Origin of the sequence: Streptomyces sp. NPDC088730, from assembly GCF_044751215.1 — a bacterium.
Lineage (GTDB): Bacteria > Actinomycetota > Actinomycetes > Streptomycetales > Streptomycetaceae > Streptomyces.
This window is the reverse complement of sequence record NZ_JBIVLK010000019.1, coordinates 24,184-50,788: the sequence shown is the minus strand read 5'-3', so window position 1 is coordinate 50,788 and position 26,605 is coordinate 24,184. Positions and strand designations below refer to the sequence as shown.

Annotated in this window: 5 protein-coding genes; all 5 read left to right on the top strand. The window is 73.0% G+C overall.

All coding sequences use genetic code 11. From position 1 onward, the window contains the following. Window positions 1–378 precede the first annotated feature (378 nt). Window positions 379–597 (top strand): MbtH family protein, encoded by a 219-nt coding sequence (locus tag ACIP89_RS33835; protein ID WP_393608080.1) that lies wholly within the window; start codon window positions 379–381, stop codon window positions 595–597. Window positions 598–996: 399 nt separating this feature from the next. After that, window positions 997–15,531: an amino acid adenylation domain-containing protein gene (locus ACIP89_RS33830; protein WP_402118198.1), complete on the top strand. Its 14,535-nt coding sequence runs from the start codon at window positions 997–999 to the stop codon at window positions 15,529–15,531. Then, on the top strand, window positions 15,528–23,096 hold the full coding sequence (locus tag ACIP89_RS33825; protein ID WP_402118197.1) for an amino acid adenylation domain-containing protein: 7,569 nt from the start codon (window positions 15,528–15,530) through the stop codon (window positions 23,094–23,096). The genes ACIP89_RS33830 and ACIP89_RS33825 overlap by 4 nt, the downstream gene beginning before the upstream one ends. A 156-nt stretch (window positions 23,097–23,252) precedes the next feature. Beyond that, window positions 23,253–24,836 (top strand): FMN-binding glutamate synthase family protein, encoded by a 1,584-nt coding sequence (locus tag ACIP89_RS33820; RefSeq protein WP_402118196.1) that lies wholly within the window; start codon window positions 23,253–23,255, stop codon window positions 24,834–24,836. Window positions 24,837–24,849: 13 nt separating this feature from the next. After that, on the top strand, window positions 24,850–26,598 hold the full coding sequence (locus tag ACIP89_RS33815; RefSeq protein ID WP_402118194.1) for a thiamine pyrophosphate-dependent enzyme: 1,749 nt from the start codon (window positions 24,850–24,852) through the stop codon (window positions 26,596–26,598). Window positions 26,599–26,605 lie beyond the last annotated feature (7 nt).

Below are 26,605 nucleotides of genomic sequence, written 5' to 3'. Positions count from 1 at the left end.
TAGGTTATATGCGAGCAATAGGGACATGGAATGGCTGAATGTTTCTGTTGCGGCCCCGCTGGCATATGTCTCGGGCGTGTCTCGGCTGTCGCGGGCCCATTGGGTAATCGTGGGCAATGGGCTGAATTTGCAACTCGACCGTCGAATGTCCTCTATCGTGATTGGCGTGAGCGAGCCAACTCGGGGGAGTCCGGCTCGGTCATCGGTGTAACGTCGGTATCCCGAGGCGTAACGAATCTTCGCCCGTGCGGTCGAGATATCGCACCGCGAGAGTCGGACGGTTCGAGGGGCGGGTCTCTGTGGATATCGATCTGTAGCGCGCCCGAAAAGGCTGATGAACATGTCGTGGAAAGTGCGAGAACAAGTGGGGGGACGGTCGTGACCAATCCTTTCGATGACGAGTCGGGGCGGTTCGTGACGCTGGTGAATGGCGAGGGGCAGTACTCGCTGTGGCCGGCGCACATCGAAATCCCGGGCGGCTGGAGCGTGGGCGGCCCGGAGGGATCGCGTCAGGAGTGTCTGGACGCGATCGAGGCTGGATGGACCGATATGCGGCCCGCCAGCCTGGTGCGGATGATGGAGGCCGACGCCGGATAGGGGGCGTCCGAACCCCCGATGCTGCCGTAGAGCGCCACCAGGGCGGGCATGTTCCGGCACTCCAGTCCGATCGCCTTCGCTCGCAATCGAGCAGAATCGATCAGACTGGAGCGGTAATTGTTCATGCCTGGTCCATGGTTGATCATGTTGCCTTCATTTGGCTTTTGTGGACCATGGTGGACCGTCTCGCGGCTCATCCTCGATGCGTGAAGTCGGTGGAGTGCCTGTCGATCTTCTGGGTCGGAGGGCACTCCACGGGCGCCCGATGCCATGGGTGCGGCGGCGTTTTTCTGTGATTTCATCGGCCCCCGGCCGGCCAGGAATGGTGCGCCGGCGCGGGCGGTTTCGTCGCGCCTTCTTCGTCCCCCGAAAAAACTCTCCCCAAAGGTGTGATCCGGCATGCGCGAAAACAACTCCGACTCCTCAGGTCCTGTTCCCGAAGATCTGTTCGAGATGACCATGGCTCAACAAGGAGTCTGGTACGGGCAACTGCTCGATCCACAGAGTCCGAAATACAACGTCGGGGAATGCATCGAAGTCCGGGGCGCCTTCGACGAGGGGTTATTCGCCGCCGCGTTCGGCCGGGCCGTCGCACTGTGCGACAGCCTCAACACCGTGTTCGTCACCGAGGACGGCGTGGTCCGCCAGCGTGTCGTCCGCCGCTCCCCGGACGGGACGAGCAGGCTCCGCCGGGTCGACCTGTCCGGCGCCGACGATCCCCTCGGCGCGGTCGAACGCTACCTGGCCGACGACATGGCAGCCGTGGACACGATCGAGGCGCCGTCCCACCACTTCGCCCTGCTCCGCATCAGCGACCGGCTGCACTACTGGTACGTCAGGTTCCACCACATAGCCGTCGACGGCCTCGGCGGCTCCGTTTTCACCCGCACCGTGGCCGACCTCTACGGGCGCGCGGTGCGAGGCGAGAACCTCGCGACAGCCGAGGTGCCCGCAGCGTCCCTGCGCGATCTCGTCACCGACGAGGCGGCCTACCGCGACTCGGACCGTTACGAGGCCGACCGCGCCTACTGGACCGGCCGATTCGCGGACCTGGTCCCCGGACGCGCCGCACCGGACACACCCGGTACTGCCGACCCGCAGGGACCGGGCGACGGAGCGGACGCGCACGCGGGCCGGGCGCTCATCCGCCGGCGCACCGATGCTCCGGCCGCCCTCGACGCCCCGGAGGTTCGGCTGCACACCGGCGAGGCACTGCCCGTCGCCGTCCTCGACCGCCTGCGCACGATCGCCGCCGCCAACCGCACCACCTGGAGCGCCGTCCTCGTGAGCGCGGTCGCCGCCTACGTCGGCCGGGCCACCGGAGCACACGACGTCACCGTCGGCCTCGCCTCCAACGGTCGTCACAGCGGACTCCGCCACATCGTCGGCATGACCTCCAACATCCTGCCGCTGCGCCTCACCGTCACCCCCGAGATGACGGTCAGCTCCCTCGTACGCGCCGTCGCGGCCGAGATGCGCGGCGCCCTGCGGCACCGCCGGTTCTCCCGCGAACAGCTGGCACGTGAGCTGAACATGGCCGACGACGCGGGCCGCCTCGCCGGTGTCGTCGTCAACATCATGGGCTACGACTACGACATGGACTTCGCCGGCAGCCCCGGCGCCTCCCGCGTGCTGTCCGTCGGACCGGCCGACGACGTGTCCTTCTTCGTCTCCGAACGGGCCGACGACAAGGGACCGTTGATCGGATTCGACGCCAGCCCGGAGCTCTACGGGCCCGAGGACGTGCGGTTGCTCCAGCAGGCCGTCGTCTCCTTCCTCTCCGCTCTCGCGGACGCCGACCAGGACCTCCAGCTGCGCGACCTGCCGTTGCTCGACGAGACCGCCGCCGAAGCCCTCCACGCACAAGGGCGTGGAGCCGCCATGCCGGCGGAGACCGTGGCATCGAGCCTGCCGGAGGCGTTCGGTGAGCGGGCACGCCGGACACCCGACGCCCCGGCCGTCGTGGACGGCGCCGTCACGCTCTCCTACCGGGAGCTGGCCGCAGCGGCGGAGGGACTCGCAAGTGCCCTGGCCGGCCGGGGCATCGGTGCCGAGGACGGCGTCGGTGTTCTCATGGGCCGCTCGGCGGCCGTGCTGCCCGCCACGCTCGGCACGGCCCGCGCCGGAGCGGCGTACGTACCGATGGACCCGGCCTGGCCCGGCGAACGGCTCGACCGCGTCAGGGAAGCGGCCCGGGTACGCGCCCTGGTGACCGACGAGGCGACCGCCCGGCAGCCCTGGGTGCGGGAGAGGGCGGCCGCCGGTCTGCCCCTGATCGTCCTCGACGCGCACGGCGGTGTCCTGCGTGGCGCGCCGCCTCGGCCGGGACCGCTGCCGGACGTGATCCGCGGTGACCGGCTCGCCTATGTGATGTTCACCTCCGGTTCCACCGGCCTCCCCAAGGGGGTCGGCGTCACCCACGCCGACGTCCTCGCGCTGGCGGCCGACAGCACCTGGACGGACGGCGTCTGCGACGCGGTGCTGATGCACTCGGCGTACGTCTTCGACGCCTCCACCTTCGAGATCTGGGCACCGCTCCTCAACGGCGGCCGGGTGGTCGTCGCGCCCCCCGGAGTCCTGGAGGCGCGGGTCCTCCACGACACGGTCGAGCGGCACGGCGTCACCGCGCTGTTCCTGACGACGGCCCTGTTCAACGTGATGGCCGAGGCCGACCCGGCCGCGTTCGCCGGGCTCCGCCTGGTCGCCGCCGGCGGTGAGGCGGCGACGCCGGACCTGATGCAGCGGGTCGCCGCCGCGACGCCCGGCACACAAGTCCTGCACGTCTACGGCCCCACGGAGACCACGACCTTCGCCACCCGCCATCCGGTCGTCCCCGGCACCGCGGGCGTGCCGCCCATCGGCCGGCCCCTCGACGGGATGAACCTGTACGTCCTGGACGACACCCTCGCCATGGTGCCGCCCGGCGTCGTGGGGGAGCTCTACGTCGGCGGCCACGGCGTCGCCCGGGGCTACCAGGGCAACCCCGCGCTGACGGCCACCCGGTTCGTCGCCGACCCGCACGACGCGACGGGCCGCCGGATGTACCGCACGGGCGACCTCGTGCGCTGGACCGCGGACGGCGACATCGAGTACGTGGGACGTGCGGACGGCCAGATCAAACTCCGCGGGTTCCGCATCGAACCGGCCGAGACCGAGAACGTCCTGCTGGCCGCCCCGGACGTACGCGGCGCCTGCGTCGTGGTCCGTGAGGACATACCCGGCGACCGCCGGCTCGTCGCCTACGTGGTGCCCGCCCCCGGCACCCGGCCCGACGAATCCGCCCTGACCCGCCGGACCGCACGCGCCCTGCCCGCGTACATGGTGCCCTCCGCGTTCGTGACACTGGACGCGCTGCCCCTGAACGCCAACGGCAAGGTCGACCGCCGCGCCCTGCCCGCGCCCCGGGCCGCCACGTCCGGAGGCCGCGCCCCTCGGACCCCCTACGAGGAGGTCCTGGCCGGCCTCTTCGCCGACGCCCTCGGCGTGTCCGCGGTCGGTGTCGACGACAACTTCTTCTCCCTGGGCGGCCACTCGCTGCTCGCCACCCGCCTCACCGGCCGGGTGCGGACGGCCCTGGGCGCCGAACTGGGCCTCGGTACCCTCTTCGACCATCCCACGGTCGCCTCCCTGGCCGCGGTCCTGGACACCACCGGTGCGACCAGACCCCTCCTGCTCCCGCAGCCCCGTCCCGAAGCGGTACCGCTGTCCTTCGCGCAGCAGCGCCTCTGGTTCCTCAACCGCTCGGAGGGCCCCGGCGACAGCTACAACGTCCCGCTCGTCCTCGAACTCGACGGCCCCCTGGACGCGGACGCCCTGCGCGGCGCCCTCGCCGACGTGGTCGCCCGGCACGAGAGCCTGCGCACGGTCTTCGCCGAGCACGACGGGGTCGCCCGCCAGGAAGTCCTGGACGCGGACACCGCCGCATCGCTCGTCCCCCTCGCCGTCGAACAGCCCGCGGCCGAGGACAACGCGGACAGCTGGGCCGAGGAGACGGTGCGTCACCTGACCACCGCGCCCTTCGACCTCGCGGGCGACACCGCGGTCCGCGCCCATCTGCTCCGCCCGGGGCCCGACCGGCACATCCTCGTCCTCGTCCTGCACCACGTGGTCGCCGACGGCTGGTCCCTCGCCCCGCTCAGCCGCGACCTCGCAGCCGCCTACCGCGCCAGGATCGAGGGCACGGGCGCCCCCGACTGGGCTCCGCTGCGCGTGCAGTACGCCGACTACACCCTCTGGCAGCGCCGACTGCTCGGCGACGACAGCGACCCGGACAGCCTGGGCGCGCGACAGGCCGACTTCTGGAAGGAGGCGCTGCACGGCGCCCCCGACCTGCTCGACCTGCCCCTCGACCGGCCCCGCCCCGCCGTGCCCAGCCATCGGGGCGACGCCGTCCCCTTCGAGCTGCCCGCCGCCGCGCACGCCGCCCTCACCCGGCTGGCCCGCACCGCCGGCTGTACGCCCTTCATGGTGCTCCAGGCGGCCCTCGCCGTGACGCTCCAGGCCCACGGTGCCGGTTCCGACATCCCGCTGGGCACCGCCGTCGCCGGGCGCACCGACGAGGCCCTGGACGACCTGGTCGGGTTCTTCGTCAACACCGTCGTCCTGCGCGCGGACCTCTCCGGCGACCCGACGTTCCGGGAACTGCTCGACAGGGTCAAGGAGTTCGACATCGCCGCCCTCAGCCACGGCGACATCCCCTTCGAGCGGATCGTGGAGGCCGTCAACCCCGAGCGGTCCGGCGACCACCACCCCCTCTTCCAGACCATGCTGGTCCTGCAGAACCAGGAGCGCGCGAGTCTCGATCTGCCGGGCGTCACCGTCCACGACCGGTCGCGGCACCGCGGGGGCAGCAAGTTCGACCTGACGTTCTCGCTCACCGAAGTGACCGCACCCGCAGAGGAGTCCGGGAGCACCGGATCGGCCGGGGTCACCGGACCCGCCGGAACCGGCGGACAGGCCGGCCGGCCGGGCGGCGCCGCCCCGGACCCCCTGCCCGGTGCCGCGGACGCGGGCGGAGGCATCAGCGGCTACCTGGAATACGCCACCGACCTCTTCGACGCCGCCACCGCCCGCGCCCTGAGCGCCCGGTTCGCCCACGTCCTCACCCTGGCCGTGGCGGAGCCGGGCCGGCCCATCAGCGGCCTGGACCCGCTCACCCCGGCCGAGCGCGACCGCCTCCTGGCGCAGGGACGAGGAGCGGAGCGGCCCCTGCCCTCCCGTACCGTCACCGAAGCGATCCGGGAACGGGCCGCCTGCGAACCCGGCGCGGTCGCCGTGCGCGACGCGCACACGAGCCTGACCTACGCCGAGCTCGACGCACGCGCCGACACCCTCGCCCACCTCCTTCGGGAGCGCGGTGCGGGCCGTGAGACCAGGGTGGCCATCGCGGCGCCGCCCTCCGTGGACACCGTCGTCGCCATGCTGGCCGTGCTGCGGGCCGGCGCCGCCTACCTGCCGGTCGACCCGCAGTACCCGGCCGCCCGTATCCGCCACATGCTGGCGGACGCCCGCCCCGTCCTGCTGCTCAGCACCACGGAGGTCCACGCCGGGCTGCCCGAATGCGACGTACCGTGGCTCGCCCTCGACACCCCGGCCACGGTCCGTGCCGGGCGCATCCCCGGCACACCCCACCCGGCGGACCCCGCGTACGTCATCTACACCTCCGGCTCCACCGGCCGCCCGAAGGGCGTGGTCGTGTCACACGCGGCCCTGGCCAACCACATGGACTGGATGGCCCGGCACCTGGCGATCACTCCGGACGACCGGGTGCTCGCCCGTACCTCCTTCAGCTTCGACGCCTCCGTGTGGGAGCTCTGGCTCCCGCTGATGAACGGCGCCGAAGTCTGCCTGCTGCCGGACGGGGCCAACACGGAACCCCGTGCCCTGGTCTCCTGGATGAGCCGGTTCGGCGTCACCGTCGCCCAGTTCGTCCCCTCCCACCTGACCCTCGTGCTGACCGAGGCGGCACACGCCGCGCCGCTGCCCGGCCTGCGCGCCGTGCTGTGCGGCGGCGAACCGCTGCCGCGCGCCCTCGCCGCCGAGGCCGCCGGGGTGTGGCGGGCCGACGTGCACAACCTCTACGGGCCGACCGAGGCCACCATCGACGCCACCGCCCACCGGATCGATGTGCCGGGAGACGGCGGGCACGCGGAGTCCGGCACACCGTACGAGACCGTGCCGATCGGCCGCCCCGTGGACACCATGCGCGTCTACGTCCTCGACGGCCGGCTGCGGCCCGTCGCCCCGGGCGTCACCGGTGAGCTGTACCTGTCGGGTCCCAACCTCGCCCGCGGCTACCTCGACCGCCCCGGCCTGACCGCCGCGCGATTCGTCGCCGACCCGTTCGACGGGGCGGGCGCGCGGATGTACCGGACGGGCGACCTCGTGCGGTGGAACCACCAAGGTCTGCTCGACTACGTCGCACGCGCCGACGACCAGGTCAAACTGCGAGGCTTCCGCATCGAGCCGGGCGAGGTCGAGGCCGCACTGCTGGCGCTCCCCGCCGTCACCGCCGCCTGTGCCGTGATCCGTGAGGACACACCGGGAGTGCGCCGACTCGTCGCCTACGCCGTCACCGGCGACCCGGCCCAGCGCCCCGTCACCCTGCGCGACGCGCTCGCCGAGAGCCTGCCCCACTACCTGGTGCCCGGTGCCGTCGTCATCCTGGACGACCTCCCGCTCCTGCCCAACGGCAAGGTGGACCGGCGCGCCCTGCCGGAGCCCCCTCGGGGCTCCGGCAACACCGACGGAGCGGGACAGCACACCCTCCAGGAAGGCCTGCTCGCCGGCATCTTCGCCGACGTTCTGCAACGGCCCCAGGTGGGTCCGCACGACAGCTTCTTCGAACTGGGCGGCCACTCGCTCCTCGCCATGCGCGTCGTCAGTCGCGTCCGCGCCGTCCTCGGCGCCGAGATCGCCGTGCGCACCCTCTTCGAGCACCCGACCGTCGCGGGGCTGGCCCGCGTCCTGGACACCCGGAGCCGGACCCACCCACCGGTCGTACCCGCGGTGCGGCGGCCCGATCCGCTGCCGCTCTCCTTCGCGCAGCAGCGCCTGTGGTTCCTCAACCGGTTCGAAGGGCCCAGCTCCGCCTACAACATCCCGCTCGTGCTCGAACTCGACGGGCCCCTGGACACCGACGCCCTGCGCGCCGCGCTGCGGGATGTCGTGGAACGGCACGAGGCGCTGCGCACCCTGTTCCCCGAACGTGACGGCGTACCGCACCAGGTGGTTCTTCCCGCCGGTACCGCCACACCCCGGCTGCCCGTCGTGAGCACAGCACCCGCGGATCTGGAGGCCGCCGTCCTGGCCGCCGTGCGAGAGCCGTTCGACGTCATCACGGACCCGCCGCTGCGCGCCCTCCTCCTGCGGTCCGCGCCCGGCCACCACGTCCTGGTCCTCGTCCTGCACCACATCGCGGGCGACGGCTGGTCCCTCGCCCCGCTCGCCAGACACCTCGGCGAGGCCTACGAGGCCCGTCTCACGGGCCGGGAGCCCGAGCCGGCGGCCGGCGGCACCCCGCTCCAGTACGCCGACTACACCCTCTGGCAGCACGCCGCCCTGGGCGACGGTCTCGCGCCCGAGAGCGTCCTGCGGCAGCAACTCGACCACTGGCACACCGCCCTCGCGGGCCTGCCCGGCCTCATCGACCTCCCGCTGGACCGGCCGCGCCCGGTCACCACCGACCCCAGAGGAGCCGTCCACACCTTCGACGTGCCGCCCGCCCTCCACGCCCGGCTCCTGCGCCTGGCCCGGGAGTCGGGAAGCAGTCTCTTCATGGTGCTCCAGGCGGCGGTGGCCACCCTGCTGCACCGGCACGGCGCGGGAGACGACATCCCGCTCGGCTCGCCGGTCGCCGGGCGCACGGACGAGGCGCTGGAGGAACTGGTCGGGTTCTTCGTCAACACGCTGGTCCTGCGCGCGGACCTGTCGGGCAACCCGTCCTTCCGCGAACTCCTGCTGCGCGTCCGAGAATTCGACCTGGCCGCCTACGCCCACCAGGACGTGCCCTTCGAGCGTCTCGTCGAGAGCGTCAACCCCGTCAGGGCGCGCAACCACCACCCGCTGTTCCAGACCATGCTGGTGCTGCAGAACCAGGAGACCGCCCGCCCGGACCTGCCCGGCCTCACCGTCGAGAGCCGCCTCGTCCACAACGGGCTGAGCAAATTCGACCTCACCTTCGCCTTCGACGAGGAACGCGACGACGGCGGTCTCAGCGCCGGGATCGAGTACGCCACCGCGCTCTTCGACCGGTCCACCGTCGAAGCCCTCGCCGACCGCCTGGTCCGGCTCCTGGAGCAGGCGGCCGCCGACCCCGCCCTGCCCCTGACGGGCTACGACCTGATGACACCGGACGAGCACGCCCATGTCACACGCCGGGGCACCGGCGGAGCCCTGCCCGCGCCCACCGAGCACGCCACCCTGCCCGCGCTCTTCGCGGCCCAGGCACACCGCGTACCGGACGCCGTGGCCGTCACCGGCCACGGCACCACCCTCACCTACGCCGAACTCGACCGGGCCTCCGACGACCTGGCCCGCGCCCTGGCGGGCCTGGGCGTCCGCCCCGAGAACGGGATCGGCGTACTGCTCTCCCGGTCGCCCGCGGTCGTGACGGTGTCGCTGGGCGCGGTCCGCGCGGCCGGTGCGTACGTCCCGCTGGACGCCCGCTGGCCCGCGGAGCGGCTGGAACAGGTGGCCGCGGTGGCCGGCCTACGGGTCCTCGTCGTCGACGAGGACGCCCTCGCCTCGCCCTGGGTGGCGCAGACCGCACGCCGGATGCCCGTCCTGGTCGTGGACCGGCTCGGCCGGATCCTCCGCGGCGCGCCCGAGCGGCCGGGACACCCCGCCACCGTACAGAGCCCCGGCGCCCTCGCCTACGTCATGTTCACCTCCGGCTCCACCGGACTGCCCAAGGGCGTCGGAGTCACGCACGCCGACGTGGTGGCGCTGACGGCCGACTCCGCCTGGCAGGGCGGCGCCGCCGACGCCGTCCTGATGCACTCGGCGTACGTCTTCGACGCCTCGACGTTCGAGATCTGGGCCCCGCTGCTGCACGGAGGGAGGATCGTCGTCGCACCGGACGGCGTCCTGGAGGCCCGCGCCCTCGGCGAGGCCGTGCAGGAGCACCGAGTGACCGCCGTCTTCATGACGACGGCCCTGTTCAACGTGATCGCCGAGACCGATCCAGGTGCCTTCACCGGCCTCCGGCTCGTCTGCGCCGGAGGAGAACTGGCCTCACCGGACGCGATGCAACGGGTCGCGGGCACCGCGGCCGGCACACGCGTCCTCCACGTGTACGGACCCACCGAGACGACCACCTTCGCCACCCGCTACGACGTGCCGGCCGGCCTCCCGTCCGGCCCGCCGCCCATCGGACGCCCCCTGGACGGCATGCGGCTGTACGTCCTCGACGGCTCCCTGGGCCCCGTCCCGCCCGGCGTCACGGGCGAGCTGTACCTCGCCGGCCGGGGCGTGGCCCGCGGATACACCGGGCTCCCCGGACTGACCGCCACCCGGTTCGTCGCCGATCCGTTCGACCACTCGGGCGGCCGCATGTACCGCACCGGCGACCTCGTCCGGTGGACCCGCGACGGACAGATCGCCTACGTCACCCGCGCCGACAGCCAGGTGAAGCTGCGCGGCTACCGCATCGAACTCGGCGAGATCGAGGGGGTCCTGGCCTGCTGCGAGGGCGTCGCCGACTCCTTCGCCGTCGTCCGCGAGGACACCCCCGGCGACCGGCGGCTCGTCGCGTACGTGGTGCCCGCGGGCGGGGCGCGTCCCGAACCCGCCGACCTGGCCCGAGCCGTCGGCCGGTCCCTGCCCGCCTACATGGTGCCCTCCGCGTTCGTCCCGCTGGAGGCCCTGCCGCTGACCGTGAACGGGAAGGTGGACCAAGGCGCCCTGCCCCGGCCGGCGCACCACGCCCCGGCCCGCGGGCGCGCCGCCCGTACCGCACGCGAGGAGATCCTCTGCGGACTCTTCGCCGATGTGCTCGGCCTCGACGGGGCGGGCGCCGACGACGACTTCTTCGCCCTGGGCGGCCACTCCCTGCTCGCCACCCGGCTGGCCGCACGCGTCCGCACCGCGCTCGCCGTCGAGGTCCAGGTCAAGACCGTCTTCGAGCACCCCACGCCGGCCGCGCTCGCGGCCACACTGGACGGCGCGGAAAAGGCCAGGAACCGGCTGGAGCGTGCTCCGCACCGCCCCGAACCGCTGCCGCTCTCCTTCGCCCAGCAGCGCCTGTGGTTCCTCAACCGCTTCGAGGGACCCAGCGCCACGTACAACGTGCCGCTGGTGCTGCGCCTGGACGGCCCGCTCGACGCGGAGGCCCTGGAGAGCGCCCTCGCGGACGTCGTCGAACGCCACGAGAGCCTGCGCACCGTCTTTCCCGAGACCGACGGCGTGGCACGCCAGCTGGTCCTCGACGCCCAGGGTGCCGACCTCGACCTGAGCCCCCGCGACACCGACCCCGCCCGACTGGACGAGGTACTGACCGCAGAGGTCGCGCACACCTTCGACGTCAGCACCCAACTCCCCGTGCGCGCACGGCTCCTGCGGCTCGAAGCCGAATCCCACGTCCTCGTGCTGCTCGTCCACCACATCGCGGGCGACGGCTGGTCCCTCGCCCCGCTCGCCCGCGACCTCGGCGACGCCTACCGGGCGCGAACCGAGGGCGAGGAGCCGCCCTGGACGGAACTCGGCGTCCAGTACGCCGACTACACCCTGTGGCAGCGCGCGCTGCTCGGCGCGGAGGACGACCCGTCGAGCCAGGCCGCCCGCCAGCTCGACTTCTGGCGCACCGCACTCGCCGGAGCCCCCGACCTGCTCGACCTGCCGTGCGACCGGCCGCGCCCCGCCGTCACCGCTTACGGCGGCGACGCGTTCGCCTTCCCCGTCGACGCGGACACCCACCGGGCCCTCGCGGAACTCGCCCGGTCCCGCGGAAGCAGCCTCTTCATGGTGCTCCAGGCCGCACTGTCGGTCCTGCTCTCCCGGCACGGCGCCGGTGAGGACATCCCGCTCGGCACCGCCGTGGCCGGGCGCACCGACGAGGCCCTCGACGATCTGGTGGGCTTCTTCGTCAACACCCTCGTCCTGCGGACCGACCTGTCGGGAGACCCCACCTTCGCCGAAGTGATCGACCGGGTGCGGGAGTTCGACCTCTCCGCCTACGCCCACCAGGACGTGCCGTTCGAACGGCTGGTGGACGCACTCGACCCGGCGCGGGCCCAGAACCACCACCCGCTGTTCCAGACCATGCTCGTCCTCCAGAACCAGGCGGACACCACGGTCGGCCTGTCCGGCCTCACGGTGACCGAACAGCCCGTGCACACCGGCATCAGCAAGTTCGACCTCACCTTCACCTTCACCGAGACGCGCGACCGCGAGGGCCGGCCCGCCGGCCTCGACGGCGTACTGGAGTTCTCCACCGAACTCTTCGCCCCCGCCACCGCGCACACCCTGGCCGAGCGCCTGACCCGCCTGCTCGCCGCACTCGCGGCCGACCCCGGGCGGCGCGTCCACACCGTAGACGTCCTGGAGACGGCGGAGCTGCGGAGCCTGGAGCGTGCCGCACACGGGACCGCCCGGCCCGTGGCAGCGAGCACCGCCCCCGAGGCGTTCCGCAGGCAGTCCGCCGCCACCCCCGCCGCGATCGCCGTGCGGGACGGCGCACACCGGCTCACCTTCAGCGAACTGGACGCGCTCTCCGACGACCTGGCCCATCACCTGCACGACCGGGGCATCGGCCGCGGCGGCCTCGTCGCCCTCGCCCTGGAGGGCACAGCCGACCAGGCCGTCGCCATGCTGGCGGTGGCCAAGGCCGGCGCCGCCTACCTGCCGGTCGACCTGGAGTACCCCGAGGCGCGGATCACCTACATGCTCGACGACGCCCGGCCGGCGCTGCTCCTCACCCACGGCACCACACGCGCCGCGCGGTACACCGCGTCCGTCCCCTGCCTCGCGCTGGACGACCGGGCGGCCTGGTCCACCGGACGCGGGGCCCCGCCCGGCGCCGGACCGGCCCCGCTCGACGCGGCCTACGTCATCTACACCTCGGGCTCCACCGGCCGTCCCAAGGGCGTCGTCGTCACCCACGCGTCCCTGACCAACCACATGGCCTGGCTGGCCGGCCACCTCGCGCTCACCGAAGACGACCGGGTCCTGGCACGCACCTCCCCGAGCTTCGACGCCTCGGTCTGGGAGACCTGGCTGCCGCTGCTGCACGGCGGCTCCACCTGCCCCGTGCCGCCCGCCGCCAACCACGACCCCTCCGGACTGCTCGCCCGCATGCGCGAAGCCGGAGTGACCCTCGCGCAGTTCGTGCCCTCACACCTCTCCGTCGTCCTCACCGAGACCGGCCCCGAGGAGGCACCCGCGACGCTGCGCGCCGTCCTGTGCGGAGGCGAACCCCTGCCCACGTCCCTGGCCGAGCGCGCCGGACAGGCCTGGCGGGTCGAGGTGCACAACCTGTACGGGCCCACGGAGACCACCATCGACGCCACCGCCCACCAGCACCGGAGCGGGGAGCGGGCCACCACGGCGGGGGAGGCGGGCGTACCGCTGGGCCGCCCCGTCGACAACACCCGCGCCTACGTCCTGGACGCCGGGCTCCGGCCGGTGCCGCCCGGCGTCACGGGTGAGCTCCACCTCGCCGGTGAGGGGCTCGCCCGCGGCTACCTGGGGCGCCCGGCCCTGACCGCAGCCCGGTTCGTCGCAGATCCCTACGGCCCCGCCGGAAGCCGCATGTACCGCACCGGCGACCTCGTCAAACGGGACGCCGACGGCCTGCTCACCTACGTCTCCCGCGCCGACGAACAGGTCAAGCTGAACGGCTTCCGCATCGAACTCGGCGAGATCGAGACCGCGCTCACCCGGCTCGACGGCATCGCAGCCGCCTGCGCCGTCGTCCGGGAGGACCGGCCGGGCGAGCGGCGCCTGGTCGCCTACACCGTTCCCGACCGGCGCGGTGGCATCGAGCGCCCCACGGACAGCGAACTGCGCACCCGGCTCACCTCGGTCCTGCCGCCGTACATGGTGCCCGCCGTCTTCATCGCCCTGGACGCACTGCCGCTCCTGCCGAACGGCAAGACCGACCGCAGGACCCTGCCCGCCCCGGAGCGCCCCGCCGCCACCAGGCCGGGCGGCCAGCCGCGCACCGCGCGGGAACGCGCTCTGTGCGAGGTCTTCGCCTCCGTCCTGCGCACCCCGGCCGTCCGCACGGACGACGACTTCTTCGCGCTCGGCGGCGACAGCATCCTCTCGATCCAGCTCGTCAGCCGGGTACGGGAGGCGGGGTTCGGGGTCACACCCCGCGACGTCTTCGTCCACCGCACCCCCGAGGCCATCGCGGCAGTCGCCACCGCCCTCGACCAGGACTTGACCGCGCGGGACGATCAGGGCACCGGCGAGATGCCGCCGACACCCATCGCCGCCTGGCTCCTGGAGCGGCCCGGCACCACGGACGGCTACAACCAGTCCGGAGTACTGAGCACGCCCGCGGAAGCCGAGGAGGACACGCTCGTCGCCGCCCTCCAACTCCTCATCGACCACCACGACATGCTCCGGCTGCGCATCACCCGCCCGGCCGGGGGCGAACCAGTCCTCGAAGCCCTGCCACCCGGCGCCGTCCCGGCCCGGCGCCGCTTCACCCGCGTCGACATCGCGGGCCTCGACGCCGAAGCCGCCCGCGCCGCCACCACCGAGGCCGGCGAACAGGCACGCAAGCGGCTGCGGCCCGCAGAGGGGAACGTCATCGAAGCCGTCTGGTGCGACGCCGGCCCGCACCGCCGCGGCCGACTCCTGCTCGTCGTGCACCACCTGGCCGTCGACGCCGTCTCCTGGCGCATCCTCGCCGCGGATCTGGCCCGCGCGTGGCAGGCCGTCACCGAAGCCGGCACCGCCGGCGAGAGCCCTGCCACGGTCCTGCCCCCCGTCACCACCTCCTACCGGACCTGGGCGCACCTCCTCGCGTCCCAGTCCCGGAGCACCGAACGGGAAGCCGAACTGCCCCTGTGGCAGGACGTGCTGAGCACCCCCGACCCACAGCTCGGATACCGGCCGCTCGACCCCCACCTGGACACCGCCGACGGCACCCGCACCCTCATCACCCACCTGCCCGCCACCTGGACGGAGTCGCTGCTCACCACCGCCCCCGGCGCCTTCCACGCCGGGGTGGACGACATCCTGCTCACGGGCCTCGCCCTCGCGGTCCGCACCTGGCGGGCGGAACGGGACGCGGGCCCCGGCACACCCCGGCCCTCCGGCACCGGCGTCCTCATCGACCTGGAGAGCCACGGCCGCGAGCAGATCGCCGACCACCTCGACCTCTCCCGCACCGTCGGCTGGTTCACCAGCCTCTACCCCGTCCGGCTCGACCCCGGACCCCTCGACGCCCGCGGGCCGGGCGGCTTCGACACCGCACTGGTCGAACGCGCGGTCAAACGCGTCAAGGAACAGCTGCGGACCGTGCCCGACCACGGCGTCGGCCACGGAATGCTGCGCCACCTCAACCCGGCGACCCGCCCCCGGCTGGCCACCGCTGCAGAGCCCCAGATCGGCTTCAACTACCTCGGACGGTATGCCGCTCCAGACGACGGAGCGGGCGCCGACTGGGACGTACTGCTCGACGGCGGCGGCCCGCGCAGCCAGGACCCGGACATGCCCGTGCACCACGTCCTCGACATCAACGCGCACACCGAGGACCGGCTGGACGGCCCGCGACTGGTCACCCGCTGGACCTGGCCCAGCGACCTCCTCAAGGAGGAGGACGTGGTGGCGCTGTCCGACGCGTTCACGCGGGCGCTGCGTGCCGTCGCGGACCATGCCGAACGGCCCGACGCGGGCGGCTACACGCCGTCCGACCTTCCCCTGGTGTCGCTCAACCAGGCCCAGATCGACCGACTGCAGAACAAGTGGGGTGGACGCAAGTGACCGGTTTCCAGCTGGAGGACGTACTACCGCTGACGCCGCTTCAGGCAGGCATGCACTTCCACGCCCTGTACGACTCGCACGCCGTGGACGTCTACACCGCGCAGTTCGTCTTCGACCTCGAAGGCCCCGTCGGCGTCCCCGCGCTGCGCGCCGCCATCGGCAGCCTGCTGCGCAGGCACGCCAACCTGCGGGTCGGCTTCCTCCACGAGGGCCTGGACGAGCCCGTGCAGGCCGTGGCCGCCGAGGTGCCGGTGCCGCTGGAGGAACTCGACCTGACAGGTACGCACGACACGGGCACGACGGACGAACGCCTCACCGCGTTCCTCGCCGCCGACCGCATCCGCCGCTTCGACCTCACCACCCCGCCCCTGATGCGGTTCACCCTGGTGCGCACCGCTGCGCAGCGCCACCGCCTCGTCATGACGAGCCATCACATCCTCTTCGACGGCTGGTCGATGCCCCTGCTCGTGCGGGAGCTCTTCGAGCTGTACGCGACCGGGGGCGACGACAGCACCCTGCCGCGCGTCACCCCCTACCGCACCTATCTCGGCTGGCTCGCCCAGCAGGACCGCGCCGCCGCGCTCGACGCCTGGACCACCGCCCTGGCCGGAATCGAGGCGCCGACCCTGATCGCCGGACCCGGCCGCGCCGGTGCACCGGACTCCGCCGAACTGCCCGAGACCCTCGTGCTCGACCTGGACGCGGTCACGACGGCCGGCCTCCGCGAGACGGCTCGCGCCCACCGGCTCACCCTGAACACCCTCGTGCAGGGCGCCTGGGGCCTGCTGCTCGGACACCTCACCGGGCGCCCCGACGTCGTGTTCGGCGCCACCGTGTCCGGCCGGCCCCCGGAGATCCCCGGCATCGAGTCGATGATCGGCCTGTTCATCAACACCGTGCCGGTACGGCTCCGCCCCGAGCCCGGCGAAACCCTGGCCGCGCTCCTCACAAGGCTCCAGGAGGAACAGGGCCGGCTCCTCGGCAGCCAGCACATCGGCCTGAGCGACATCCGGGGCGTCACCGCACTGGACGAACTCTTCGACACCCTCACCGTGTTCGAGAACTACCCGATGGACGACGAGGCCCTGCGCACCGCGCAGCGGGGGCTGCCGGGACTGTCCGTCACCGGGTTCAGCGGTACGGACGCGGCCCATTACCCGCTCACCCTCACCATCGCCCCGGGCGACACCCTGAGGATCACCTTCGGCTACCGGGCCGCCGTGCTGGACCACGACGACGTCGCCCGGACGGTCGCCCGCATGCGGCGCCTGCTGACGGCGATGGCGCAGGGGCTCGACCGCCCCGCCGACGCCGTGCCCGTCCTCCTGGACGGCGAGCGCGAGACCCTGCTCTCCCAGGGGCTCGGTGCCGAACTGGCCCCCGACGCGCTGGACCTGAGCATCCCGGACGCCGTGGCGAGGAACGCCGCCCGGCACCCGGACGCGGTGGCCGTGTCCGGCGCGGGCGAGCAGCTCACCTACCGGCAGCTCTGCGACCTCTCGGACCGTCTCGCCGGCGCCCTGACAGAGGCCGGGACCGGCGCGGAGGACGGCGTCGGCATCCTCGTGGCCCGCTCGGCAGCCACCGTCACCGCCTCCCTGGCCGCCCTGCGCGCGGGCGCCGCCTACGTGCCCCTCGACCCGCGCTGGCCGGTGGAACGGCTCCGCCGGGCCGCGGAGGTGGCCGCCGTGCGTGTACTGATCGTCGACGAGAGCACCCGCACACACCCCTGGGTACGAGAGCTCGGCCCGGACACAGCCGTGGTGTGCGTCGATGCCGCCGGCCGGGCCGGGCGAGCGGGCCCGGCCGGTCCGCCCGCCCTTCCCGCGGTCACGGGCGGAAGCCGGCTCGCGTACGTGATGTTCACCTCCGGCTCCACCGGTCTGCCCAAGGGCGTCGGCGTCACCCACGCCGACGTGGCCGCCCTCGGATCGCACCGGGCCTGGCAGGACGGCGCGGCCGACGCCGTCCTGCTGCACTCGGCGTACGTCTTCGACGCATCCACCTTCGAGATCTGGGCCCCGCTCCTCAACGGGGGCCGCGTCGTCGTGGCACCCGAAGGCCCGCTCCAGCCCGCCACACTCAGGGACCTCGTCACCCGGCACGGCCTGACGTCGGCGTTCCTGACCACGGCCCTGTTCAACGTCCTCGCGGAAGCGGACCCGGGCGCCCTCGGCGGGCTGCGAGTGGTCGCCACCGGAGGTGAGGCCGCCGCACCCGGCGTCCTGCAACGCGTCGCCGCCGCCCACCCCGGCACCACCGTCCTGCACGCCTACGGCCCCACCGAGACGACCACCTTCGCCACCGTCCACCGGGTCCGTCCCGGCGAACCTCCCACCGGCGCGGCCCCGATCGGCCGGCCGCTCGACGGCATGCGCGCCTACGTCCTGGACGGTGCGATGCGGCCCGTACCGGCCGGCGCCGAGGGCGAGCTGTACATAGCGGGCCCCGGAGTGGCGCGCGGCTATCTGGGGCGGCCCGGCCTCACCGCGACCCGATTCGTCGCCGACCCGTTCTCCGCCGCCGGGGAGCGCATGTACCGCACCGGCGACCTCGTGCGCCGGTGCGCCGACGGCCTCCTGCACTACGTGGCCAGGTCCGACCAGCAGATCAAACTCCGCGGCCACCGCATCGAGCCCGCCGAGATCGAGACGGTGCTCCGCACCGACCCGTCGGTGCACGACGCCTGCGTCCTGGTCCGCGAGGACCTGCCCGGCGACCGCACCCTCACCGCCTACGTCGTCCCCGCGCCCGGGGAGCGCGCCCCGGACCCGGACCGGCTCGCCGCACACGTGGGCCACCACCTGCCCGCCTACATGGTGCCCTCCGTCATCCAGCCGGTCGGCACACTCCCGCTCACCTCCAACGGCAAGCTCGACCGGGCGGCCCTGCCACGGCCGGACGGCCCGCCCGCCGCGCAGGGCCGCCCGCCGCGCAGCACCGTGGAGGAGATCCTCGCCGGACTCTTCGCCGACGTGCTCGGCGTGCCCCGAGTCGGCGTCGACGACAGCTTCTTCGCCCTGGGCGGCCACTCCCTGCTCGCCACCCGCCTGGTGGGCCGTATCCGCGCCGCCCTGGACACCGAGACCGAGATCCGCACCCTCTTCGAGAACCCCACCGTCGCCGCACTCGCCACCGCCCTGGAGGAACCGGGCCGCCCGCCCCGCCCCGCCCTCACCCCGCAGGAACGTCCCGCCACGATCCCGCTCTCGTACGCCCAGCAGCGCCTCTGGTTCCTCCACCGGCTCGAAGGCCCCTCCGCCACGTACAACATCCCCTTCGCCGTACGCATCGACGGACCGCTCGACACCGAGGCCATGCGCCTGGCCCTGCACGACGTCGTCAGCAGGCACGCCGCCCTGCGCACGGTCTTCCCCGAGGGCGGCACCGGACCGCACCAGCACATCACCGCCCCGGACGACGTCCGGCTCCCCTTCGCGTGGGAGGCGATCGACGAGGACAAGCTCCACCACCGGATCAGAGCCGCCACGGCCGAGCCGATCGACATCGAGCACCGCCTCCCGCTCCAGGCGACCCTGTTGCGCCTGGCCGACGACGCCCACGTCCTGGTGCTCGTGATCCACCACATCGCCGCCGACGGAACCTCCCTCGCGCCCCTCGTCCACGACCTCGGCGCCGCCTACCGGGCCCGGGCCCGCGCCGAGGAACCCGCACTGCCCGCACTGCCCGTCGACTACGCCGACCACACCCTCTGGCAGCGCCGCCTCCTCGGCGACGAGCACGACCCCGGCAGTGTCGTGTCGCACCAACTGGACTACTGGAAAGCCGCGTTGGACGGCCTTCCGGAGATGATCGAGCTGCCCTGGGACCGCTCGCGCCCGGCCGTGCCCCGGCACACCGGCGCCACCTGCGAATTCACCGTCGGCCCCACCACCTCCAGGCGGATCGCGGAACTCGCCCGGACCAGCGGATGCAGCGCCTTCATGGTCCTCCAGGCCGCCCTGTCGGCCCTGCTGTCCCGGCACGGCGCCGGCGACGACATCCCGCTGGGCACGGCAGTCGCCGGACGCACCGACGAAGCCGCCTCCGACCTCGTCGGACTCTTCGTGAACACCCTCGTGCTGCGCACGGACCTGACAGGCGACCCGACGTTCCTCGAACTGCTCGACCGCGTGAAGGACGCGGACCTCTCCGCGTACGCACATCAGGACGTCCCCTTCGAGCGTCTGGTCGAACTGCTCAACCCCACGCGTTCACAGAGCCACCACCCCCTCTTCCAGACCATGCTCGTCCTGCAGAACCACGCACCCGCCGCCGCCATCGACCTGCCGGACCTGGCCGTGAGCGGCCTACCTGTCGTCGCCGGGGTCAGCAAGTTCGACCTGTCGTTCACCTTCACCGAGACGTACGACGACAGCGGCGCCCCGGACGGCATGCGGGCCGCGGTCGACTACGCGACGGAACTCTTCGACGAGGCGACGGTCCGCGGCCTCGCCGACCGGCTCGTCCTGCTGCTCGACGCCGTCACAGCGGACCCCGAGCGCCCCCTGCACACCTACGACGTGCTCACCGCCGCCGAGCGCACCCGCCTCACCGACTGGGGGACCGGACCCGCTGAGCACCACACCGGATCGACGGTTCCCGCACTCTTCGGGCAGTGGGTCCGGCGCACTCCCGACGCCCCGGCCGTCCGCGACGCCGCGACGACCCTCACCTACGGCGAACTCGACGCCCGCGCCGAGACCCTCGCCCATCACCTCACCGCCCGGGGCATCGGCCCCGAGGACCGCGTCGCGGTCGCCCTGCCCCGCACCCACCACCTCGTGGTGGCCCTGCTCGCCGTCCTCAGGACCGGAGCGGCCTACGTACCGCTCGACCCCGACTACCCGGCCCGGCGCCTGTCGTACATGCTCGACGACGCCGCTCCACGCCTCCTCCTCACCACCCCCGCGATCCACCGCCGCCTTCCCCCGGCCGCCGTGCCGCACCTGTACGCCGACCAGCTCGGGGACAGCGCCCCCACGACCGCCCGCACCGGCACGGCCCCGCACCCGGCACACCCCGCGTACGTCATCTACACGTCCGGTTCCACCGGCCTGCCCAAGGGCGTCGTCGTCACCCACCGGGGCGTCGGCGCCATGGCGAGGACCCAGAGCGAGCGGCTGAACGTCACCCCGGGCAGCCGGGTCCTGCACATGGCGTCCGTCAGCTTCGACGCCGCGTTCTGGGAACTGTGCATGGGGCTGCTCTCCGGGGCCTGCCTGGAGATCGACGAGCGCGACGCACTGCTGCCGGGCCCCGCCCTGGCCGCTCTGGTCCGCGAGCGCGGCATCACCCACCTCACCCTGCCACCCGCCGCACTCGCCGTGATGCCGCCGGACTCGCTGCCCGCCGGCACCACCATGGTCCTCGCCGGTGAGGCCTGCCCGCCCGCCCTGGTACACGCCTGGGCGCGCGACCGGTTCCTCGTCAACGCCTACGGACCGACGGAGACCACCGTCTGCGCCACCATGAGCGGCCGCCAGCACGCGGACGGACCGCTGGCACCCGACCGCACGGTGTCCATCGGAGCCCCGGTCGACGGCACCAGGGTCCACGTCCTGGACGACCGGCTGGCACCCGTACCGCCCGGCGTGGTCGGTGAGCTGTACGTCTCCGGGGCGGGAGTCGCCCGCGGCTACCACGGCCGCGCCGCGCTCACCGCCTCCCGGTTCCTGGCCAACCCGTTCGACCGCGCGGGGGGACGCATGTACCGCACGGGCGATCTGGTGCGCTGGACGGCGCAGGGGGAGCTCGTCTACGTCTCCCGGGTCGACGACCAGGTCAAACTCCGCGGCTTCCGCATCGAACTCGGCGAGATCGAGGCGGTCCTCGCCTCGATGCCCGGGGTGGCCGCGGCCTGCGCCGCCGTCCGTGAGGACCGCCCCGGCGACCGGCGCCTCGTCGTCTACACCGTGCCCGCCGACGGCACGCCCGGCCCGGCCGGGGACGAGGTCCGCGCGCACCTCGCGGCGAGCCTGCCCGGCCACATGGTCCCCGCCGCCCACGTCAGCCTCCCAGCCCTGCCCGTCACCCCCAACGGGAAGACCGACCGGCGCGCACTGCCCGCCCCCCACCGAGCCGCTCCGGCGGGCGGCCGCCCGCCGCGCACCGCCCGCGAACGCGCACTGTGCGAGGTGTTCGCGGAGACCCTCGGCGTGCCCGAGGTGGGCCTCACGGACGACTTCTTCGCCCTGGGCGGCCACTCGCTGCTCGCCGTCACCCTGGCCCGGCGGATCGGCGAGCGGTTCGGCAGACGCCCCTCGCTCCGGGCCCTGTTCGCGGCGCCCACCGTCGAAGGGATCGAGAGCCTTCTGCGGCGCGCGGTGGGGGAGGAGGACCGGGCGGACACCGCCACGACGGACCTCGCCGCCGAGGTCCGGCTGGCCGCGGACATCTCGGGCACCCGCCGCCATGCCGCGGCCCTCCCGCCCGCACCGCTCCGGACGCCGCGTCCGGCCGCCCGGCCCCTGCTGACCGGCGCCTCCGGCTTCCTCGGCGCGTTCCTGCTGCGCGACCTCATCGAGACGACGGACGGGCCCGTCGACTGCCTCGTCAGGGCGCGGGACCACCACACCGCCGCCCACCGGCTGCGCGCCAACCTGGAGCGGTACGGCCTGTGGCACCCCCGGTACGAGGACCTCATCCACCCTGTCCCGGGCGATCTCGCCGCCCCGGGCCTGGGCCTGTCACCCGAGGACAGAACCGCCCTGGCCCGCCGACTCGGCACCGTCGTGCACAACGGCGCACGCGTCAACTTCGCGGCCACGTACGGTGATCTGCGCGAAGCGAACGTGGCCGGCACCGAAGAGCTGCTGCGGCTGCTCGCCGACTCCGCCTCACCCGGAATGCACTACATCTCGACCACCGGTGTGTACGCCCCCGCGCCCGGACCCGATCCCGTCATCACCACGGAGTCGACGCCGACGGGCCCCGCGCCCGGACTGCCCGACGGGTACGGGCAGAGCAAGTGGGTCGCCGAAGGACTCGTTGCCCTGGCCCGCGAACGCGGCCTGCCGGTGACCGTCCACCGCCCCGGCCGGATCAGCGGCGACACCACCACCGGCGCCTGCCAGGACCGCGACCTGCTCTGGCAGCTCATCAAGGGCTGCCTCCAGGCGGGAGCGGTGCCCGACCTGCCGTACGGTTCGACCGGCTGGGTGCCCGTCGACTACGTCAGCGCCGCGGTCGTGGCCCTCGCCCTGTCCGGCCCGGCCTCCGCGCAGACGTATCACCTCACCAACCCGGACGCGCCCGGACTGGACCGCGTCTTCGAAGCGGCCGCCCGGCTCGGGCACGAACTGCGAACCGTACCCGCGCCGCACTGGCAGGCCCGGGTAGCCGCTCAGCCCGACAACGCGGCGCAACTGTTCCTCGGCGACGAGGGGCGGAGCCGGCCCGAGGCCGGGGACGCTCGCCGCTTCGACTCCCGCCGGACAGCCGCCGCCGCGGCGGCCGTGGGCGTCCACCAGAAACCCCTCACCGACGAGATCCTGCACCGCTACCTGACGTACTTCCACAAAACGGGCTACCTGCCCGCTCCAGGGAAACCGGCCACGTCGTAGCGGGCAGCGGCACGCCGCCTCGATGCCCCGCCGTTTTCCGGTGGTCACCCTGCCGGTGACCACCGGAAACGGCCGGGCGGACCGCCCGGCGATCTTTTGGATTCTCTTGGGGAAGCCCGGTGGCGTGAGCCGCCGGGACCGGGCAATCCGTCTGTAGTGATACGAATCGGTTCTGTTGGTCTGACACTGCTCGCGGCCCTGGGAACGGGAAGCGCGGCGGTAGGGATTTCACCGTGGTGGTGGACTGCCTGTGTGCCGCTCGCTCTCCTGGGCCTGCTCGGGACGTGGGATCTCACGCAGCGCAGACATTCGGTGCTGCGCAACTATCCCGTGATCGGGCACGCGCGTTTCCTCCTGGAGAAGCTCCGCCCCGAACTCCAGCAGTACTTCGTGGAGCGGAATTACGACGGCCGCCCCTTCGACCGGGACGTGCGCAGCCTCGTGTACGAGCGTGCGAAGGGCACGGACGCCGAGGAACCGTTCGGTACGGAGCGGGACGTCTACCGGACCGGCCACGAATTCCTCGTCCCGTCGATGGCGCCCCGCGGGGTTCCGGAGACACCACCACGGGTCAGGATCGGCGGCCCGGACTGCACCCAGCCGTACGACATGGCACTGCTCAACGTCTCCGCCATGAGCTTCGGCTCACTCTCCGCGAACGCGGTCCTGGCGCTCAATACCGGTGCGGCACGCGGGAACTTCGCCCACGACACGGGTGAGGGCGGCATGTCCGACTACCACCTGCGGCCCGGGGGAGACCTCGTCTGGGAGATCGGCACCGGCTACTTCGGATGCAGGACCGAGGACGGCGGCTTCGACGCCGGGCAGTTCGCCGAAAAGGCGGCGCACGACCAGGTGAAGTGTGTGTCGCTCAAGCTGTCCCAGGGCGCCAAGCCCGGCATCGGCGGTGTGCTGCCGGGCGCGAAGGTCAACGCGGAGATCGCCCGGGTACGAGGCGTGCCCCAGGGGAAGACGGTGACCTCGCCCCCGTACCACCAGGTGTTCTCCACACCGCGTGAACTGGTCCGCTTCGTGGCACGGATGCGGGAACTGGCGGGCGGCAAACCTGCGGGGTTCAAGCTCTGCCCCGGCTCGCGGCGGCAGTTCCTCGCCGTGTGCAAGGCCATGGTGGAGGAGGGCACGACACCTGATTTCATCATCGTGGACGGCGCCGAGGGCGGCACGGGCGCGGCGCCGCTGGAGTTCGCCGACCACATCGGCACGCCCCTCACCGACGGCCTGCTCACCGTGCACAACGCCCTGGTCGGCGCCGACCTGCGGGACCGGATCAGGATCGGCGCCAGCGGCAAGATCGCCACGGGGTCCGACCTGGTCAAGAGGCTCCTCCAAGGCGCCGACTACACGAACTCGGCCCGCGCGATGATGTTCGCCGTGGGCTGCATACAGGCGCAGCGCTGTCACACCAACACCTGCCCCACGGGCGTCACCACCCAGGACCCCCGGCGCGCCCGCGCCCTGAACGTCGCGGACAAGTCGGTGCGGGTCCAGAGGTTCCAGGAGGCGACGGTGGCCGGCGCGCTCCAGATCATGGCCTCCATGGGTGTCACGGACCCGGACCAGCTGCGTCCGCACATGCTTCAGCGCCGCGTCGATCCCTACACGCTGCGTTCCTTCGACGAGATGTACGAATGGCTCGCGCCGGGAGAGCTTCTTGCCGCGCCCCCTTCGTCCTGGGCCGCCGACTGGCAAGCCGCGGACCCCGACCACTTCACAGTCTGACCAGGAGGACCTTGTGCCCCGTACCGTTGCCCACGTCATCGTCGACGCACTGACCGAACTCGGCGTGAGCCAGGTGTTCGGCGTCGTCGGAGACGCGCTGAATCCGCTGACAGAGGCCATCCGGCTCACCGAGGACGTGGAGTGGGTGGGCTGCCGCCACGAGGAGGCCGCGGCGTTCGCCGCGAGTGCCCAGTCCCAGCTCTCCGGCCGCCTCGGCGTCTGTATGGGAACCGTCGGCCCGGGTTCGGTTCACCTGCTCAACGGACTCTACGACGCGGCCAAGAGCCGCACTCCCGTCCTGGCGATCGCGGGGCAGGTGCCACTGGCGGAGATCGGCAGCGAGGCCTTCCAGGAGGTCGACAACGACGCCCTCTTCAGCGATGTCGCGGTATTCCGTGCCACGGTCTCCTCCCCCGACCAGCTGCCGCAGATGCTGGAGGCGGCCGTCCGCAACGCCCTGGGCCGCAAGGGCGTCGCCGTGCTCACCGTGCCGGGCGACATCGGCGACCGGAAGCTGAGCACGGACCGCAAAGCCCGCTTCTCCCTGAGCGGGGCGGTGACGCGGCCGGAGGAGTCCGCCGTCCGCAACGCGGCCGGCCTCCTGGAGGGCGGCGGACGCGTGACCCTCCTCGTCGGACAGGGCGCCCGCGCGGCCCGTGCGGACGTACTGGCGCTCGCCGACCGTCTGGCCGCCCCGATGGTGCTGACCCTGAAGGCGAAGGAGGGGTTCGAGGGCGAGGGCAACCCCTTCCAGGTCGGCCAGACCGGGCTGATCGGCAACCCGGCAGCGGCCTCCGCGATGCAGGAGGCCGACACGCTCCTCCTGCTGGGCACGGACTTCCCGTACCGCGAGTGGTATCCCGAGGGGCGCACGGTCATCCAGGTGGACACCGAACCCACCCACATCGGCCGCCGGGTACCGGTCCAGGCCGGCCTCGTCGGCGACGTGGCCGCCACGGTCCGCGATCTGCTCACGTGCCTGGGAGCCGGGGAAGACCGCGACCGCAAGCACCTGGACAAGGCCCGGAAGGAGTTCGAAACCTGGCGTCACGGCCAGAGCCGGCTGGCCGATCCGAAGCACGACGAGCGGACGGCCGGGCGGATCCGAGCCGCGTTCGACAACCCGGAACACGGGATCAGGCCGGAGGCACTCGCCGCGACGGTCGACCGGCTCGCCGCCGATGACGCCGTCTTCACCTCCGACACCGGCATGGCCACGGTATGGCTCTCACGGTTCGTGGAGATGCGCGGGGAGCGCCGGCTGCTCGGCTCGTACAACCTCGGTTCCATGGCCAACGCCATGCCGCACGCACTCGGCGCCCAGTGCCTGGACCGGGAACGGCAGGTGGTCGCGTTCTGCGGCGACGGCGGTCTGAGCATGCTGCTCGGCGACCTCATGACACTCAAGACCGGCAAGCTGCCCGTCAAACTGGTCGTCTTCGACAACCGGCGCCTCGGCATGGTCAAGCTGGAACAGGAACAGGCCGGACTGCCTGAGTTCGGCACCGAGCTGGACAACCCCGACTTCGCCGCCGTCGCCACGGCCATGGGCATCACCGGCATCCGGGTGACGGACCCCGGCGAGCTGGAGGAGTCGGTACGGCGGGCCCTCGACACGCCGGGCCCCGTTCTGCTCGACGTGCTCACGAACCCCGACGAGATCGCCGTACCGGCCAAACCGACGGTGGGGCAGGGCTGGGGGTACGCCGTCGCCAAGGTGAAGGAGATCGCACGCGGCCAGGGGGAGTCCGACCGGAACTGAGTCGTCC